Below are 18,227 nucleotides of genomic sequence, written 5' to 3'. Positions count from 1 at the left end.
TTAGAACGGCATAGTCTGACGTGTCATGGCCGGTGGATTCAACCGGGCAAAGCCCTCTTGGCGCTGATAGGGGAAATGCGGATAGGGAGCAGTCGTCTCGCTGGCCTCGTCCAGCTTCGCTACCTGTGCGGACGTCAGTTCCCATCCCACGGCATCGAGGTTCTGGCGAAGCTGTTCCTCATTGCGCGCGCCGATGATCACCGTGGAAACAGTCGGGCGTCTGAGCAGCCAGTTGAGGGCAACCTGCGGCACCGTCCTGCCGGTTTCTTCCGCGACAGCGTCGAGCGCATCGACTACGCGGTAGAGATGTTCATCATCCACGGGCGGGCCGAAGCTGGCGGTCTCATGCAGGCGGCTACCTTCGGGCAGCGGCGTGCCGCGGCGGATTTTTCCGGTCAACCGCCCCCAGCCAAGCGGGCTCCAGACCATTGCGCCAAGACCCTGATCGGCGCCGAGCGGCATCAGATCCCACTCGTAATCCCGGCCGATCAGGGAATAATACACCTGATTGACCACATAACGCGGCCAGCCATATCGGTCCGCGACGGCAAGCGATTTCATGATCTGCCAGCCTGAAAAATTCGAGACGCCGGTATATCTCACCTTGCCGGAGCGGACGAGCGTATCGAGAGTCGACAGCACTTCTTCAACCGGCGTGAAGGCATCGAAGGCATGAAGCTGAAGGATGTCGATATAGTCGGTCTTTAGGCGGCGCAGGGCGTCATCCACCGCGCGCAGCAGCCGGAAGCGCGACGAGCCCGCCTCGTTCGGCCCGTCGCCCATCGGCAGGCTGGTCTTGGTCGAGATCAGAATGCTGTCGCGCCTTCCTTTGACGGCTTCGCCGAGCACTTCCTCCGATGCGCCATTGGAATAGACATCGGCGGTATCGAACAGGTTGACGCCGGCTTCCAGACAAATATCGATCAGGCGCCGGGCTTCCGTCGCGTCTGAATTGCCCCAGTTGCTGAAGAGCGGGCCGGAGCCGCCGAAAGTTCCGGCGCCGAAACTCAAGACTGGCACTTTCAGGCCGGATTGGCCGAGATGGCGATATTCCATGGGGCGTTCCTTTGTTGCTTCGAAATAGTCGCGGGCGGGTCGCTTTAAAGCATCGCGCTCTGCCCATCCCGTGATCAGGCAGACGAGGATTGTGATGTGTCTCAATCGCCGTCTGAAGATAGACGCTCACTCTTCAATGAAATAGAATGCCGAAAATACTATCACTTGTGAGATGAAATCATCATGGCGCGACTGGATATCAACCGGGCAGGGGAGATGGAAATCTTCGTGCGGGTTGTCGAACTCGGCGGTTTTTCCCGCGCGGCTGCAGCGGCGAACATGACACCTTCGGCGGTGAGCAAGCTGATCGCACGGCTGGAAGGCCGCCTGGGCGTGCGCCTGCTCAACCGTTCCACCCGGCAGCTTCAGATCACGCCGGAGGGCTGCGCCTTCTATGAAAGGGCCACCCGCATCCTTGCCGATCTCGAAGAGGCCGAACGGGCTGCCGGTGAGGGCGAACAGCCCGTCGGCCGGGTGCGGATCAACACCAGCGCTTCTTATGCAACACATATTCTTGCGCCCATCCTCCCACGGTTTCTGGCGCTTCATCCGGGCGTCACGCTCGATATCGTCCAGACGGATATGGTGGTCGACCTCCTTGCGGAGCGCATGGATGTCGCGGTGCGCGCCGGACCCCTGAAGAGCTCAACTCTCGTTGCCCGGAAACTCGGTGAGACAAGGATGATCATTGCCGCCGCCCCGGATTATCTCGAGCGCTGCGGCGTGCCGCAAACCATAACCGATCTGGAAAATCACAATCGGCTCGGGTTCGGTTATGCCCGGTCAATCGACGGGTGGCCGTTGCGGGATGCCGGAAAGACCGTCGTCATTCCCGCGACGGGACGCGTGCAGGTCAGCGATGGCGAGGGCCTTCGCCATCTCGCCCTTGCCGGTGTCGGGTTGGTTCGCGCTGCTGCCTTCACCGTGCGGGAGGATATCGCCGCTGGCCGGCTCATATCGGTCCTCGATCATCTTGATACGGGTGAAACGGAGATATTTCACGCCGTTTATGCCGGCCAGCGCGGGCTCCTCCCGTCCCGTATTCGGGCGTTGCTCGATTTTCTGGGTGAATACGGGCGGGTTAAGTGAAGTGACGCAAAAAGGTGCCGGTTTGCGTCTCATCATCGCTGATCGGGAGAACGTGATTGTTTATTCGTTGGGCTGCCGGCTTATTCTTTCGGACCCGACAGCGTGAAAGCGCCAACCGATTCCAGCATAATGCGGGTCTCATCAGAGAGTGCGCCCGGCAGCGCACCGCAGAGGCTGCCAGTCGTCACCACCTGGCCTGCCCTCAGCATATGTCCCGTGTTGAGTGCGGCATTGGCAAAGGCAAGAAGTGGCGCCAGCGGATCAACATTCGGGTGTTTCACCTTGGCATGGAAGAGCTGCACTGATCCTTCGGTAACGATGAGCTGCGGCAGGTCATCGCCATTAGCGGCAAAAACGTCCACGATGCTCTTGTCCACCTCCGGACCGAGGGCGAAACCGTGATTGGCGAGGCGGTCTGCCAGAAAAAGCGGAAACGCAACCTGATTTTTCTCTTCCAGCCTGTAACGGAGAAGCTCGACACCCAGATGCACCTTGTCGATATACTGCATCAGATCCGATCTGGTGAGCCGCCCTTCGGCCGCAGCGGGAATATCGGCAGAGAGTGTAAAGCATATCTCGACTTCAATCGCTTCCGTTCCATCTAACGGGAAGGAAGCGAGATTGGCATCGTTCACCCGGCAGCAATCGAACATGGGAGCCGCGACCGCCTCGCCATCCGGACGAATCGCCAGCTTCCAGCCGCCGATCGGTTTTCCCAAATATCCGGCAAAGTCTCGCTGAACCGCCATCGCCTCTGCAAGCGTGCCCGGAACGAGGCCCTCCGCCTCCAGCTCCGCTAAAGCAATTCTATCACCCTCCCGGCTTGCCTTTGCAAAACGCTCCGCCAGTTTTTCGATCGCCGTCATTCCGCTCATGTCTCCTGATGATCTCACGCGCCGAATGCTGTCACGATTTGGCGCTGTCTGCCAAGGCCATCAATGCCGAGTTCGACCACGTCGCCGGCTTTCAGAAAGACGGGCGATTTCATTCCAAGGCCCACACCTGGCGGTGTGCCGGTGGTGATCACATCGCCTGGCATCAGACGCATGAAGCGGCTGATATAGGAAACCAGCGTTGCGATCGGGAAAATCATCTTGGACGTCGAGCCGGTCTGCATGCGCTGGCCGTTAACGTCCAGCCACAGGCCGAGATTTTGCACGTCGCCGATTTCATCCGGCGTGACCAGCCACGGCCCGAGCGGACCGAATGTCGGTCCGCTTTTGCCTTTCGTCCATTGGCCGCCGCGTTCGATCTGGAAGGCGCGTTCGGAGACATCATGGCAGACGCAGAAACCCGCAATGACGGAGAGTGCATCCTCTTCCCGCACATGATAGGCCGGCTCACCGATAACGAAGGCGATCTCGACTTCCCAATCGGTTTTTTCCGAATCCTTCAGAAGGCAGATCGGATCATTCGGGCCGGAAATGCAGGAGGTGTGTTTGTTGAAAAGCACCGGCTCTTCGGGAATGGGCGTATTCGTTTCCAGCGCATGGTCGATGTAATTGAGGCCAACCGCCACAAAATTGCCGACAGAACCGACGCAGGGACCGATCCGCACATCAGATGGTACGGCCGGGAGGGAAGAAAGATCGGTTTTTGTCAGTTTTTCAAGAAAACTGCGCGAAAGGGTCGCCCCGGCTATGTCGGTGACGATCGAAGAAAGATCGCGGATAATGCCCTCGGCGTCTAGCGCTGCCGGCTTTTCCTGGCCGATTGGACCATAACGGAGAAGTTTCATTCTGTTTTCCTATGCGGCTGATTGCTGAAGGGCATTTTCGCCGAGCGCAAATTCAAGGCGGTAAAGTCCAAATTCCACGGGTCCGACGAGGTCGTTTCCGGAGAGTTGTTGTGCCAGCTTGTCCGCGGCAGTGGCAACGGAAGAGGCCGAGCCGCCTTCGATCATGATGATCCAGTTGGGTACGCCAACCTGACGACCCTTGCGTTCGGCGGTTTCGAGGCTGCTTGCGCCACTGTCTGCAATGCAAAGATGGGTGCCACTGATGCCGTTCAGCTTACCGGTTTCGCAGAGAGCGTCAGTCAGCATGGATCGGATCGCCGCCCTGTCCGTCTCGTCCGCATCAAAACGAAAGGTGGCGATGAAGCCACCGTCGCCGCACCCATGGGAATAGTCGGTGTTGCAGACACCGCGTGTCGTGTTGCGAAAGTCGGCGGTGGAACGCTTTGTCCAGGGGGTGGGATTGTTCAGCCGGTCGAGATAGGGCTGGCCGACCAGCACCTTCGCATCCGCTGCCTCATAGAGCGTGAAATACTCAGGTGCTCCCTGCTCGGCGATATAACGGCGTCCTCGCAGGAAACCGGGGATCGTCACGCGTTCCGGGATATGCTCGCGATTATGCCATTCGATGAAGTTTTCGCGGCCTTCCGGCAAGATGTCGTTCCAGATGGCGACGACGGCCTTTCCCAAGAGAGACATTGGTTACCTCAATATGTTGCACGACCGCCGGACAGGTCGAAAACCGCGCCGGTCGAGAAGCTGCATTCGGAAGAAGAGAGCCAAGCCACCATATTGGCGACTTCGGCGGGGTCGAGAAAACGCCGCATGGGAATGCGGGAGAGAATATCGTCCAGTCGTTCCCTCGGAGCATCGATACTCATTGCCGTCATGGAGGCCGCGGGCGTAACGGCGTTAACGAGAATATCCGCTGTTGCCAGTTCCTTGCCGAGGCTTTTGGTCATCGCCACCAGCCCCGCCTTGGCGGCGCTGTAGGCGGCTGCCTGATGCATGCCTTCCTTGGCCTGGATGGAGGCGACGTTGACGATGCGGCCGAAATGGCTTTCTTTCGCCGTTTCGATCATCAACGGCACCAACGCACGGCAGACAAGAAACGCCCCGAACAGATTGACGTCGATGATCCTGCGAAATTCCTCGACCGGAATTTCCCACAAGGGCGCGACATTGCCGACAATGCCGGCATTGTTGACGAGGATGTCGAGCCTGCCAAACCGCTGTTGCAGATCATTGGCTGCGGTTTCGATGCTTTGCGCGTCTGTGATATCGACGCCGGCATGGGGCAGGTTGGCAACGTAACCGCTTTTCACAGCTGTCGGCAGATCCCAGTGAACCACCGTGGCGCCGCAGTCCTGTAACCGCCGGCTGATGGCGGCACCGAAGCCGCCGGCAGCACCCGTGACGACCGCCACCCGGCCTTCAAGATCATAGTGTGTGGACATGTTTGAAACCATTGTTCCGCATCGAGCCCGGCAGATCTGCCGGGCTCTCGGCGTCTGCAGTTATTTTGCGATGAGGCTGTTGGTGAAGAAGGCGTCTGCCGACATATCGGTCTTGATGTCCTGATATTCCTTCATCAGATCGAGTGTCTGCTGCCAGTCTGCCGCAGCCATTTCGCCGAGCGGCGCAGATGGGGCAGATGGCGACGGCAGAAGTTTGAGCGAGACTTCCAGCTGCTCCTTCAGAAGCTTGGGATCGCCGGTCGGCTTTTCCTTGACGGCTGCAGCAACTGCCGCGTCAGGATCCGCCTTGGCTGCCTCTATGGATTTCAGCGACGCCGCCACGAAGCGCTTGACCAGGTCCTGATTGCTGTCGATCAACTTGGTGTTGGTAACGATTGTCAGACCCTGCGTGTTCACGCCCAGCTCCGCAAAAGAAAATACCTTCTGCTCCAGACCCTTTGAATTGAGAACCACGACCTGGTTTTCAAGCCCGCCGAGAATGCCCGCGGCGCGATCCTGCATGATGGCGATGATCTTGCCGGGTCCATCCACATTCAGAATATTGACCTTGGACGCATCGACGCCATTCTTTTTCCAAATAGCGGGCAGGAGGGCGAGTGAAGCTTCGCCGGCGCTGGCCGCGACCGTCTTGCCCTCCACATCCTTGATGGATTTTACGCCGGAATCCGCGCGAAACGTCATGGCATAGGGTGAGGTGTTAAGCAGACCGAGCACGGATTTGACCGGTGCGCCTTTCGACGCGCCGGCAATGACGCTGCCGCCATCGGCGATGCCGAACATATCGCCACCAGTTGCGACCGACTGGACCGTGCGCGCCGAGCCCTGGCCTTCGCCAATCTGCAGATCAATGCCGGCCTCCTTGTAGAAACCCTTTTCTGCGCCGTAATAAAAGATGGTATGGACACCACTCAAAAGGAAATTGAGACGGAGTGTGACCTTGTCTTCAGCCGCAGCGGATTGAATTCCTGCCAGACCAACGGCGAGCGCGATCGCACCGCCCGCAAGCGTTTTTTTCATAATATTGAACATTTTATCCTCCCGTTTTTAATTGAAGTCCGAATTCAGGTCGCGCTTTTCCCGACAGTGAAATCGTCACGGCGCTGCGAGACGTGCCAGGGGATGGCGAAACGCTCGATCAGTTCCACGATGCCGTAGAGAAGCAAGCCAAGCAGGCTCAGCACGATGATGACGGCGAAGGTCATGCTGGTATTCATGTTGCCGTTATAGTTCAGCAGCAGGTATCCAAGCCCGTTGTCGGAGGCAACGAATTCCGCCACCACGGCCGCCGTTGCAGACAGTGCTGCAGCCACCTTGAAGCCGGCAAAAAGCGAGGGCAGGGCGCCGGGCAGTTCCACCTTCCAGAAAATCTTCAGTCGTCCGGCGCGATAGCTCTTGGCGAGATCGTAGACGTCAGGTTCGATGGACTTAAACGCTACGATGGAATTGACCACGATCGGAAAAAAGGAAAGCAGGAAGACCAGCAGGATCTTCGAAGGCAGACCGAAGCCGACCCAGATAATGAAGAGCGGTGCGATGGCGATCTTGGGGATGATCTGCAGGATCACCAGCAGCGGATAGAAGATCGCCTCGAATGCGCGTGAATAGACGACCAGCAGAGCAAGCAACGTTCCCATGACGACGGCCACGAGGAAGCCGAGCACCATGGGCTGCAGTGTGTAGAGCGATGCGGTGAAGACAATAGGCACATTGTTATAAAGGTCCGCAAAGACCTTGCTCGGCGCCGGCAGGATATATTCCGGAACATTCAAGAGACGCACCGCGATTTCCCAGACAATGCCTGCACCCACGAGGCTGCCTACGGTGTGGGCCTGTCCTTTGACGGCACCAATGACTTTCGAAAACATGCTTCCTCCCGAATTGCCCGCTCGTTGCCGGACAATTTTGTATTATTGGAACAATGTTCCATATGGACTGATGTTTCGTCAAGTGCTATTTCGGAGGCAGTGAAAGAATGAAATGCAGCGGGAGGAACGCATGTTGCAGAAGAAAAACGACAGGACCGGTTATGAACCCGGCGTCTTGCTAAAGGGCGTCAGCAAATATTTCGGGCATGCGGACGCGCCTGTCGTGGCCTTGGAAAAACTTGACCTGACTATTGGTGACGGGGAGTTCGTCGCGATTGTCGGCCCATCCGGCTGCGGCAAATCGACGATGATGCGGCTGATCTCCCGTCTTTCTCACGCCAGCACGGGGGAGATTTCCGTTTTCGGCGACGTTTCCAAGGCACCGCCGCCCGGTATGAGCATCGTTTTCCAGAATCACGTGCTTCTCGCCTGGCGAACGATCATCGACAATGTGCTGTTTCCAGCCGAAATGACCGGGCGGAACCGCGAGGAATTGCGGCCGCATGCGCTTGCGCTTCTCGAATCCGTCGGTTTGAAGGATTTCGCCGACAGGTATCCGCATGAACTTTCCGGCGGCATGAAGCAGCGCGCATCGATCGCCCGTGCTCTGCTTCTGCAACCGCGTCTGCTGTTGATGGATGAGCCCTTCGGGGCATTGGATGCGCTGACGCGCGAACAGATGCGTATCGATTTGGAAGCGCTCTGGCTGAAGAATCGAATGACGGTCGTCTTCATCACCCACTCCATCGATGAAGCGGTTCTTCTCGCGGATCGCGTCATCGTCATGACCCCGAGACCTGGGAGAATCGAGAGGATATTGGATATCGACATGCCTCGGCCGCGTGGGCTGGCCGCCCGACGGGAGCCGGAATTCATCGAGAAATCCGAGGAGATTACCGAGATTTTCCTTTCGCGCGGCATTTTGCAACGCCATGCCTGAAACGAACGGACCTTTCACGTATCCGAAGAGGAATACGCGAAAGGCCCTGCATCTTCCTGATGAAGCGTTGTCTTTTGATTGAAAATCGCGACGCATATGCGACCGGAGAATGAAATGGACAGGACGATCAATGTACCAAGCGGCGGCGTCGAGCGAACGATTGCCATGCTGGAGCTCCTCGCCTTGGCCGAGGAACCGCTCAAACTATCCGATGTCGCTCATCAACTCGATATTCCGAAAAGCGCATGTCATCGCATCCTCACTTCCCTGATCGAGAATGGCTGGGCTTGGCAGAGCCCCGAGAGCGATTGCTACGCGCTAACCATGCGCATGGCGCTGGTGGGCCAGAAACAACTGGCGCGATTGCAGGTCTCGGATTTGCGTCAGCCGATCCTGAATGCGCTCGCCGAACGCACCCGCGAACTCGTTCGTTTGACGGCTGTGCAGAACAATACGCTTGTCTGGGTCGGCTCCGCCCGCGGTCGCCGCTCAGGCCTGGTGTTTGAACCCGATATGAGCGCCGGCATCGTACCCTATGCGACGGCGAACGGTAAAATATGGCTGGCGAGCCTGGAGCGGGAGAGGGCGCTGAGGATCGCCCTTGAAGCCGGGCTCGGCCAACCCGGCCAGCAGGCTGCCAACGCCATCAATACCATCGAAGCGCTGAACCGGGAACTCGATGCCGTTGCAGGTCTCGGTTACGGCCGCGCAGTTGGCGAAGCCGAAGAGGGAGTGGGGGCAATTGCTGTCGCCATCCACCAGGGGAAAGATGTCGTGGGAACCATGAGCGTGGCGGCGCCGCTGACTCGTCTTACGGATGAGCGTGTGGCGGAGATATTGCCGCTTCTGGCAAGGGCTGCGAGTGACATGGAAATCGCCTGGTAGCTAATCCGGCTCTTTTGGGCCCAAGCTTAAGATAGCCGAAAAGTAAATTCGGGCGGCAGAGCCGCCCGATTTCATTTTGGTCTCAAGCGACGTCGGCGTCGAACTGGATGCTGTGGAGCCGCTTGTAAAGACCATCATTCGCCAACAATTCACGCCGGCTGCCCTGTTCTACCACTTCACCATTGTCCATGACGACAATCTTGTCGGCGCGGTTGATGGTGGAAAGGCGGTGGGCGATGACGATGGATGTCTTGTTGAGCGTGAGACGCTCCAGCGCATCGCGCACGAGGGATTCGGATTCCGAATCGAGAGCGCTGGTTGCTTCGTCGAGGATTAGAATATCCGCGTCTCGAAGCATTGCGCGAGCAATGGCCACGCGCTGGCGCTGACCGCCCGACAGACCGGAGCCGTTCTCACCGAGCCTGGTGTCGTATCCGTCCTGCATCTTCATGATGAAATCATGCGCATTTGCGGCCTTGGCGGCAGCGATGATCTCTTCCTCTGTCGCATTGTCGCGACCGACGGAGATGTTGTGCTTGACCGTTCCGGAGAACAGGAAGGTTTCCTGGCCTACATAAGAAACGTGTTCGCGCAGGCTGGCAAAGGAAACATCGCGCAGATCCGTGCCGTTGATTTCAACAGAGCCGTTCTGTGGGTCGTAAAGACGCATCATGAGGTTGATGATAGTCGACTTGCCACTGCCAGAGGGGCCGACCAGCGCCGTCATCTTGCCGCCTTCAAAAAGGACGCTGACGTCCCTGAGAACCGGCTGACCGGACACGTACTCGAAGCTGACGTTCTTGAGTTCGACATCGCCGCTTGCCTTCGGGAGCGCTACTGCGTCTTTCTTTTCCATCAGTGTTAGCGGCGCATCCAGCACCTCGAACATCATACGCACGCCGATCATCCCGCCTTCGATCTGTACGCGCATTCTAGCAAGTCGCTTAGCCGGTTCGTAGGCTAGGAGAAGAGCGGTAATGAATGCCATCAGATCGCCGGGGGAGCCGCCTTTTTCGAGCACCGTGTATCCAGAGACAGCAATCACCACTGCGATAGCAAGGCCAGACAGTGTCTCCATGATCGGGCTCGTAGCTGCCTCGAGCTTGGCAATCCCATTGGCACGGTGCTCAACATCTGACACGGCCTTGTTCATGCGCTGGCGCATCAGTTTCTCAAGCGAAAAGGCCTTGATAACGCGAACGCCAATACTCGTTTCCTGCACGACATTGACAATTTCACCCAGCGAGGCGAGTTCGGCCTCCATGATCTTGCGAACACGACGCAGGACGAGACGAACGCTGAAGATCGCCAAGGGACCAATAATCATGGAAATCGCACTCAGAAGGAAATTCTGGGCGAACATCACGATGATCAGCCCCAGGAGCGAAAAAAGGTCCCGGACAAAAGAGGTGACGATCGTGTCTATGACGCTCCGGGCCGCCTGCGCATTATAGGTGACGCGCACAAGCAGTTCAGAGGAAGGTAGGTTTTGAAAAAAGGATACTCCCTGTTTCAACAGCCGATCATAGATTTTGCGCTGCTGCTCGGCGACGATGCTGTTGCCGGCCTTGCTCAGATAATAGCTCTGCACAAAGGTCGCGAGACCCTTCACGATGAAAATGACCGCAACCGCAACAGCAATCTCAAGAACGACGTCAAAGCCTCTCTTAAGATAAACGCTGTTGACGATATCGCGCATGATCCAAGCGCTGAGAGACGTCGTGGCGGCAACGACAACCATCGCCGCAATTGCTGCAGAGTACCAACCGACATGTTTTTTGAAGTTTTCTTTGAAAAGTCGCGTCAGCAACTTCTTGTCGTTTGGCGACAAAAATGATCCGATCACAGTTTTGTTCCTGTTTGATGTAGGCCGTTTTTATCACGCGAGAAAGGAACTGCAAATCCGGCCTTCATTGCTTCAGGCTTGGTTCGCTTTTCGCTCGAAACGAACTTTTTAGGTCTCATGCATGTATGACAAAGAGCTTTACACCGCTTCCAAATGCCGAGGTACCTTCAATCTTTTCTTAGGTGAGAGTGCCAATAAATCGGCTCTCGCGATGTGTCAACCGCTGTCGAGGTAAGGTGGAATAATGTTACCTTATTTATGTGGTCCCGCAAAAGCTGGCGTCAAGGCCAATATCCGAAGATGAAAGAGGTATCTAGCTCAGTTCATATCAAACGAGAAATAGCGCTTTTCGAAGGCTATGTGCCGATGTAAAAGATGAGCCGTTGATGGGGATGAGCCGAAAGCGGTGCGCCTTGTATCTTAAAAGAAGCGTCCGATTCTTGTCGGTTCGTTGTAGCAGACAGGATAGTGAATGCCTGAAATATTTTTCGATTTGTCGGAGTTGTTTTTGAATTCCGGCGTAAAGTTCAAGTACTACGGAATCTCCAGAACGGTCATGGAGGTAGCGTATGAACTAACGTCACTGGATAAGTCGATCAGATATGTCATTTACTCGCCGTTGCACGGCCGTTTCTTTGAAGTTTTTCCACGGGTAGGGGATGCATCTCCGACGGGAGTTCTCGATCCCAATATTCCATCTACCGCGACACCTTTGCGTCTTAGGCAGAATATTTATGATACAAATTTCATAAAGAAAATCTTCTACGACATAGCGCGTAAAATCGTTGTGCATCGAAACACGAAACGCTGGCAGACAGTCCCGGACGGTGCGACGAAAGAGGTGAACCTAGACGGGCAAATTTTGGTGTCGCTCGGCCGCCCCAAAATCATTTCTGACTACATTATGGCGTTGGAAAAACGCGGGGAAAGGCCCGTTTTTGTGCCTCTGCTTCACGATATGATTCCGTTGCATGACTTTACGCACCGCAATCAATTCGCCTTTCCTCGAAACTTCCTTTACGACAATCAGGTAACGATAAAAGCGGCCTCGCTGATTTTGACGAACTCGGAATTTACGGCAGGCGAAGTGCGCCATTTTTCCCAAGCTGGGACATTGCCGGCAATTCCTGAGGTGGTTGCGGTACCACTTTGCCACGAGCTTCGACCAACAAACGAGCAAGTGAATAAAAGAGGACCGGCAGAGCCGTATCTGCTTTGCGTTGGAATATACAACGGCCGGAAAAATCTGGAATGCGTTGTGGAGGCGATGCTCAATCTTAAAAATAATGGCGTCGATGTCCCGTTACTTGTTCTGGCTGGGGCACGGCGCAAGCGAGTAGAGAAGTTTCTGAAGAAAGATCGATATCGAGCGATCGCTGACAAGTTTCAGTTTGTTCTCAACCCTAACCAGGCCGAGCTTCGCTTGCTGTATGAGGGTGCCTTTGCGTTGCTCCTCCCCAGTCGAATGGAAGGTTGGGGCCTGCCGATAAGTGAAGCTTTGTGGTGCGGTACACCTGCGCTGGCGGCCGATGTCCCCGCTTTGCGTGAAGCAGGAGGTGATTTGGCGCTTTACTTCGACCCAGAGCAGCCTGAGCAATTGGCGAGTATTCTCGGAAAACTGTTATCCACACCGGAAGACTATGCTGCGCTTAAGACGAGAATAGCAGAAGCTCATCCCGATATGCGAACCTGGCGTGACGTCGCAGCCGATGTGATGAAGGCAGTTCATGATTTGCGCGGCTCAAATCAGGTCCACGCCGCCTCGACAGCTGATGTTTGAAGGTATCCGGCACGGGTAATCGCGGTGCAGCAGGTGATGGGTTGGAAAACGCAGACCTAGTTGTCGCCGCGGCGATTTGTGAGGAAGTTTTAGAATTTAATCCATAGCGAAAGACGTGTCGGCGTATTGTGCATTACGCCCCTCAAAGAAAGCCGCGGTTATAATGGTTGATCAGAGATTCTATTTTGAATTCGAGCAAAAATATCGGGGTACCCGCGCAGAGGTTGGTAAACGGCTGCTAGGATATTCTCCACTTCTGGACGCATTGGAGGCCTCGGGCCTTCCCAAGGTAAGCGTCGATTATGGTTGTGGTCGTGGCGAATGGTTGGAGATTCTCTCTCATAGAGGATGGAATGCCACGGGAGTGGATTCAAACGTTGAAATGCTTAGACCGGCCGAATTGGATGGCCTGAAAATAGTTGTCAGCGATGCTCTTGCTCATATTAAGTCGTTACCGGATGCATCCCTTTCTCTGGTTACCGGGTTTCATATCGTCGAACATCTTCCCGTCGATATTTTGCACGATCTTATCGCGGAGAGTTTCCGTGTGCTTGCGCCAGGCGGGATGATAATATTCGAGACGCCCAATCCAGAGAATTTTCTCGTTGGATCCAACCGTTTTTATATGGATCCGACACATATACATCCGCTGCCGCCAAACTACCTGAAGTTCATTGCTGAGTTTTCTGGATTTGCGGATGTTTACGCAATAGGGATAAACCAGCCTTCGCTTCGTTTCACATCCGGGATTGCCGGCGCGCTCCTGGAGTTGACCGAACTTTTCCCGGATTATTCGGTGATCGCGCAGAAGGCGCACGACGATCCGTCATTTCAAAAACTATCGGATGTGGTGGATAAGGATTTCAATCAAAATTCTCCTTATAGCTATCTTCCCCTCGACCGGCTTATCGACAGGATGCATGCCCTGGAGCATAATCTCGAAGAGACACGATCAGCATTGTCTGCAGTGCAGGATGAGCTCGTGACCATTCGAAGAAACCTACCAAAAGAGATTCTCAAGCGAAGGGTGAGGAAAATCAGGACCTTCCTTCGATTTTAGGTGTCTGTCTAGGCTGGACGCAATTGAGCGGTTCTTAAAAGGAGAGTTGTCGCGATACCGCGACGACTTCTATGCTCCCTTTAGAGAAAGAAATCTGTTTCCGAAGGCTTCAGAATTGACAATATTTACATTGTGCTAAGTATTCATTGCCCGCGCTGCCGCATCTACAACGCGATCGACAGAGATGCCCCTCATACAGGCGTGGCCACCGATACATTCCTTCAGGGATGAAACGCCACAAGGTGAGCATGGGACAGCGTTGGTGACTGTGATTGTTTTTTCACCCTTAGCGGCAAATCTGCCGATCGAAGTCACCCCACCATAGATGCAGACAGTGGGGATGCCGAGACTCGCTGCCATATGGGTCGTTCCCGTATCGTTGCCGACATAAAGTGACAGCTTTATCAGAATGCTTGGCAGGTCCGCGAGATCGATTTTGGCAGTGAGGTTTAAAACGCGATTTTCAGGCAATGCGCGCTCAATTATCTCATGTTTCGCGATTTCGTCGGGGCCGCCAATCAGAAGAAAAAAAGCATCGCTTTCTACAATCAAACGATTGGCCAAGGCCAAGAACGACTCTTCGGGCCAGTCCCTCGTTTGCGCACCGCTGCCGCAATTTATGCCAACAAGGAATTTTTCGCTGTCGTGGTCAATCCCATTGATCAAGGTCTCTGTGTAAGCAGTTCTCTCTCTTGCCAGATTAATGAGTACAGACTTCGCAACAATATTATCCTGATAAAAACCCGATACCTCCCGCGCCAGTCTGTTCATCAACGTTGATGCATGAATATCGAGCATCTGCGTTGCCCAAGATTCTTTTCTCGGGAACGGCGGCTGAATGTCAAAGCGGGTAGGCCCTTTCTTTCCGGAGTACGCCGCTTTCGTATCGGCATCGATCGCTAGAATGTAGCCGCGCTGGTCGTCTTCAATCCGCAGATCAACTGCAAGGTCGAAATGAGGTAGTCGTGCCGCCGTCGATTCAAATTCGCCACGCCCGGGTTGGCTCGATCCATTGTTGGCGGTTGTAAGGTGAATCACGTCGAAGAGCTTCGATTGCTCGGCTAAGGTTCGATTCCACGGGCCGGCCAATAGATGAAGCTCTGCGTCGCGAAAAGTATCACGCAAATGGGCCATGGCCGACAGGGCCAGAACGAAATCCCCGATCTTGTCGGATTTAATAATGAGAATTTTTTGAGGCCACAGTGGGACAGAATGATTGACTCGGAGGGTGGCAGGTCCGAACAGGTTGCCTTTTCCGCGCAAAACAGCAGACATGTATCGGGATTTCGCCCGCAGCCATCGACGGGCGATTTTCCAGCTTCGCCGTAACGGGCCGCGTCGGAGCTTATTGTCGCGCATTATTTAGTCCAAGGTAGGAAAAGTAAACTTTGCCAATATCACGAAACGGGCTTATCCGTGAGGCAGGTTAAATTGGAAACGCTGGTAGACTGCGTTGTTCCTTGGACAGCAATTTACAATGCTGCCTCAGGTGAATTGGGTCAACAGGAAACGAGATTCCTCCAAAATCGCGTTCACACCGATCATTGAACGGCATTTCATTCCGTTGGGACAACGGGATTCATCGAAATCCAAACCGCATCCCGCACACTCCACATCGCCGGAAATCATGCTCACTTTGGGTCCCACAAAGCCCCAAATGTCCGGGAGGTGGGATGCCGTATAAATGCCGATAGTCGGTACACTCAATTGTGCCGCCACATGCCCTGCGCCTGAGTTATTGGATATGACGAGGTTAGCTGCGGCCAGTGCCGAATAAAATTCATCACGACTTAACGCATCCTTCAAAACGAACCGTTCGTTGGAGCTAAGGTCCTGCTGAAGACTGCTTACAGCCACGATCTCGTGCACCCGCAAATTTTTGCCGTTACAGATTAAATGGATATCTGCTTTAGTCTTATCCAGAAGTGCCAATATCAATTCACGATAACGTTCGAACGGCCAGTCCCTTAGCGCCGAATTAGAGAAGGGAACGACAGCAACTACCGCTCTTCCATCCTTTTTTACGGAAAATATGTTCTCGGAGACGTCCTCAATTGAGGTCGTGTTCTTGCTGAACTCGGAATTTGCGTAGGCGTAATTTATTATGCGCGACGCATTAATCGCACAATGCTCCATTTTTTCAGCGAAATTCTCCCGAATCTTTCGCTCTTTCTTTTTAAATCCCAGTTTCGAGAATATCCGATATTTTCTTTTTATCCGAACGCTCAGGGGTGTTTGCGGAAGAGAATATCGGAATTCACCTTTTCTATCCCTATAAAAGGCAAACTTCTGTTTTGCCCTAAGCCCCTCAATTATAAAACGCGTATCGTCTGGCACTCGAATGTCGATCGCTAGATCGAACTCGCCCAGATTAATCGCTTCTTGAACCACGTTTTGTTGAAATATACGCGCAGCCGCGTCGGCTTTTGCCTGTTCGGGAAAGTAGTCCAGTGCAACTATCTCGTCAGCGACATTAACGGTCTTTGCTATAGAGAGATTCCAAGAACTGACTGCAAGGGTGATGTGTGCTGATCCGAACAACAACCGCGCTTGTCGAAGTGCTGGCAGCGACATCCAGAAATCGCCTATATGGCCAAGATTCATGATCAAGATCCGGGCCGTGGTTTGCTTCCGCAACGGTGTCCAGGTCCTATGATATTTCAGGCCGCCGATGGTCTCTTGAGAGTACATGCCTTGTATCCCCCCTCACGCTTTAGATGTCGAATTCACTGCCACAAAAGAACGAGCTGTTCCGCTTATAGTCGTAGTGATTTGACGAAATCCAAAAGATTGTCACCAGAGAAGAGATGGCCTTTCACGCCGGCTTTTTCCGCTGCCATAATATCAGTATCCTTGTCTCCGATTAGAATGCTGTCCCGTTGCAGGATGGGCCATTCGTCCATGATACTGAATAGCATACCCGCGGACGGCTTTCGCCACGCATGCTCACCCCTGAAAGCTTCGTGTTTTGCGTCGGGATGAAAAGGGCAGAATCGGACATCGTCGATTCTTGCTCCTTCTGCTTTCAGTAAATTCTCAATGTGGGCATGAACGAGGGTATAGTCGTCGACATCGTAAAAGCCGCGGCCGATACCCGATTGATTTGTAACAATGAACACAAGATATTGTTTTTCATTTAGATATTTTATTGCTTCGGCAGCACCAGGAATGAGCTGTATCTCATCCGAGGACTTCACATAGCCCGTGTCATAGTTGACAACCCCATCACGGTCCAGGAAGACTGCAGGCTTTGCACCATTCGGTCGACTGAAATAGCGATGCATCTCCTCGATGCTGCAAACAATATGATATAGGCTGGAGGCCGGAGCGGCCTCGTCTATAAATGTTCCATCGTCTTTGATCCTGTCTTTCCAAAGCCCTTTAATGGGAACATCAAGGAAGCTTTTCAGGCCGATGGCTGCGTCTGCGACTTTCTGGAAAGCATGATCTCTGGTCTCAGGATCGGCCGCGATGTCAGTCATTGCCAGCCACGCCTTAATTCGCTCCGTCTGCTGCCAAAGTCTAGACCCTCGATCGTGAGGTGTTAAGTCGTCAAGTATAGAGTTGAACGGGAACCCATTTTCATTGATCCCGCGTGCTTCACCAATTTCCACCAGTCTTTTGGCGGCAGTGATCGCATCTTTTCTTCCCCTCAGGCGTGCCCATCTCATCAAAAGCCAAGCCCATTCAAACTGATGTCCGGGCTCAACAAGTCTTCCGTCCAATCCGGGCATCGGGTTCCATTCTGCGTCGAAGAACTCTCTTAACGCGCCATTCGGACCGATGAAGCGGCTTAGAGCCAGTTCGGCAATTTCGTCCGCAACTTGTCCCCACAATTCGCTGCCGCTCGACGGCATATAGTCGAGCCATGCCAGACAAGCCTCAAGGAGGTGCATATGTGGGTTTGAGCGTAATGGCAATTTGCGCGGTATGGCTTCTTCGAAGCCAGCGCGGGGATGTTTCCAGTCCGCAATCATGGCCTGAAGACAAGTCAGCGCCTGACGCTCGATAGTCGCGCGATTATCCGAATTCGTATCGCAGGCCGCCCAAAGCCCAAACAGCGCGAACGCGTGATCGTAAAGATCGAACGCGTCAATATTTTCCTGTCCCGTTAAATCTATGACGGACTTCATGCTTCCATCAAGTTTGAAGCATTTCTGCGTCATGAATGTCCAACCGTGATCGACGAACCATCGGCCGTCGCTCGGCCAACCCATTCGCACGGCCGCGGAAAAGCTGTAGATTTGCCGCCCGGTGACACGAGTGCGCCGGCCAGCGTCGATTGCCTTTCCGGTAAGATCAATCTTTTCGTGAAAACCGCCACCTTGACGATCGCAGCCTTCGCTTCCCCACAGAGGAAGGGCGTGTTCGAACAACCAAGTCTTTAGATCGTCATATTCTGTTTTTGCATTTGAAAAACCGGACATTTTATCTCCACATGACCTTCTAAAGGCGAAAAACTCGATCTGCGCCTGAGAACACACTCCAAGCCC

At 54.4% G+C, this 18,227-nt stretch carries 16 protein-coding genes; 5 read left to right on the top strand and 11 right to left on the bottom strand.

Annotation, left to right across the window (positions count from 1 at the left end; all coding sequences use genetic code 11):
• The gene (locus tag FY152_14825; GenBank protein ID UXS33447.1) at nt 1–1,056 is read right to left on the bottom strand and encodes an aldo/keto reductase; all 1,056 of its coding nucleotides are present in this window, start codon (nt 1,054–1,056) and stop codon (nt 1–3) included.
• Nucleotides 1,057–1,239: 183 nt separating this feature from the next.
• Here FY152_14825 and FY152_14820 point away from each other — a divergent pair, with 183 nt between their 5' ends.
• Entirely contained in the window at nt 1,240–2,145 is a 906-nt protein-coding gene (locus FY152_14820; GenBank protein UXS33446.1) for a LysR family transcriptional regulator, read from the top strand.
• Nucleotides 2,146–2,225: 80 nt separating this feature from the next.
• On the opposite strand, the gene FY152_14815 is transcribed toward FY152_14820, so the two are convergent.
• From FY152_14815 to FY152_14790, 6 genes are read right to left on the bottom strand one after another with little or no spacing between them, the layout of a single operon-like run.
• Complete coding sequence (locus FY152_14815) at nt 2,226–3,011, bottom strand: 2-keto-4-pentenoate hydratase (GenBank protein ID UXS33445.1); 786 nt, start codon at nt 3,009–3,011, stop codon at nt 2,226–2,228.
• Nucleotides 3,012–3,034: 23 nt separating this feature from the next.
• Nucleotides 3,035–3,883 (bottom strand): fumarylacetoacetate hydrolase family protein, encoded by an 849-nt coding sequence (locus FY152_14810; protein ID UXS33444.1) that lies wholly within the window; start codon nt 3,881–3,883, stop codon nt 3,035–3,037.
• A 9-nt stretch (nt 3,884–3,892) separates the two neighbouring features.
• Complete coding sequence (locus tag FY152_14805; protein ID UXS33443.1) at nt 3,893–4,579, bottom strand: hypothetical protein; 687 nt, start codon at nt 4,577–4,579, stop codon at nt 3,893–3,895.
• Nucleotides 4,580–4,587: 8 nt separating this feature from the next.
• The gene (locus FY152_14800; protein ID UXS33442.1) at nt 4,588–5,337 is read right to left on the bottom strand and encodes an SDR family oxidoreductase; all 750 of its coding nucleotides are present in this window, start codon (nt 5,335–5,337) and stop codon (nt 4,588–4,590) included.
• Between the two features lie 60 nt (nt 5,338–5,397).
• Entirely contained in the window at nt 5,398–6,387 is a 990-nt protein-coding gene (locus FY152_14795; protein ID UXS33441.1) for an ABC transporter substrate-binding protein, read from the bottom strand.
• Nucleotides 6,388–6,419: 32 nt separating this feature from the next.
• Nucleotides 6,420–7,223, bottom strand: coding sequence for an ABC transporter permease (locus FY152_14790; protein ID UXS33440.1), 804 nt, complete (start codon nt 7,221–7,223; stop codon nt 6,420–6,422).
• Nucleotides 7,224–7,353: 130 nt separating this feature from the next.
• On the opposite strand from FY152_14790, the gene FY152_14785 reads away from it, so the two are divergent.
• Both FY152_14785 and FY152_14780 read left to right on the top strand, forming a co-directional pair.
• Nucleotides 7,354–8,163, top strand: coding sequence for an ABC transporter ATP-binding protein (locus FY152_14785; protein ID UXS33439.1), 810 nt, complete (start codon nt 7,354–7,356; stop codon nt 8,161–8,163).
• A 114-nt stretch (nt 8,164–8,277) separates the two neighbouring features.
• Entirely contained in the window at nt 8,278–9,048 is a 771-nt protein-coding gene (locus tag FY152_14780) for an IclR family transcriptional regulator (protein ID UXS33438.1), read from the top strand.
• A gap of 82 nt (nt 9,049–9,130) precedes the next feature.
• On the opposite strand, the gene FY152_14775 is transcribed toward FY152_14780, so the two are convergent.
• Nucleotides 9,131–10,894: an ABC transporter ATP-binding protein gene (locus FY152_14775; protein ID UXS33437.1), complete on the bottom strand. Its 1,764-nt coding sequence runs from the start codon at nt 10,892–10,894 to the stop codon at nt 9,131–9,133.
• 472 nt (nt 10,895–11,366) lie between these two features.
• Here FY152_14775 and FY152_14770 point away from each other — a divergent pair, with 472 nt between their 5' ends.
• Entirely contained in the window at nt 11,367–12,674 is a 1,308-nt protein-coding gene (locus FY152_14770) for a glycosyltransferase family 4 protein (GenBank protein ID UXS33436.1), read from the top strand.
• Between the two features lie 163 nt (nt 12,675–12,837).
• Complete coding sequence (locus tag FY152_14765) at nt 12,838–13,734, top strand: methyltransferase domain-containing protein (GenBank protein ID UXS33435.1); 897 nt, start codon at nt 12,838–12,840, stop codon at nt 13,732–13,734.
• 135 nt (nt 13,735–13,869) lie between these two features.
• Here FY152_14765 and FY152_14760 read toward each other — a convergent pair whose 3' ends face one another.
• The 3 genes from FY152_14760 to FY152_14750 all read right to left on the bottom strand — a co-directional run bounded on the left by FY152_14760 (nt 13,870) and on the right by FY152_14750 (nt 18,161).
• Nucleotides 13,870–15,093: a glycosyltransferase family 9 protein gene (locus tag FY152_14760; protein UXS33434.1), complete on the bottom strand. Its 1,224-nt coding sequence runs from the start codon at nt 15,091–15,093 to the stop codon at nt 13,870–13,872.
• Between the two features lie 126 nt (nt 15,094–15,219).
• Nucleotides 15,220–16,425: a glycosyltransferase family 9 protein gene (locus tag FY152_14755; protein UXS33433.1), complete on the bottom strand. Its 1,206-nt coding sequence runs from the start codon at nt 16,423–16,425 to the stop codon at nt 15,220–15,222.
• Nucleotides 16,426–16,490: 65 nt separating this feature from the next.
• Nucleotides 16,491–18,161, bottom strand: a complete 1,671-nt coding sequence (locus FY152_14750) for an HAD-IIIA family hydrolase (GenBank protein ID UXS33432.1) — start codon at nt 18,159–18,161, stop codon at nt 16,491–16,493.
• Nucleotides 18,162–18,227: the final 66 nt, after the last annotated feature.

It is taken from the genome of Agrobacterium tumefaciens (assembly GCA_025560025.1).
In the GTDB taxonomy this organism is placed as follows: domain Bacteria; phylum Pseudomonadota; class Alphaproteobacteria; order Rhizobiales; family Rhizobiaceae; genus Agrobacterium.
This window is presented reverse-complemented; position numbering and strand designations above follow the sequence as displayed.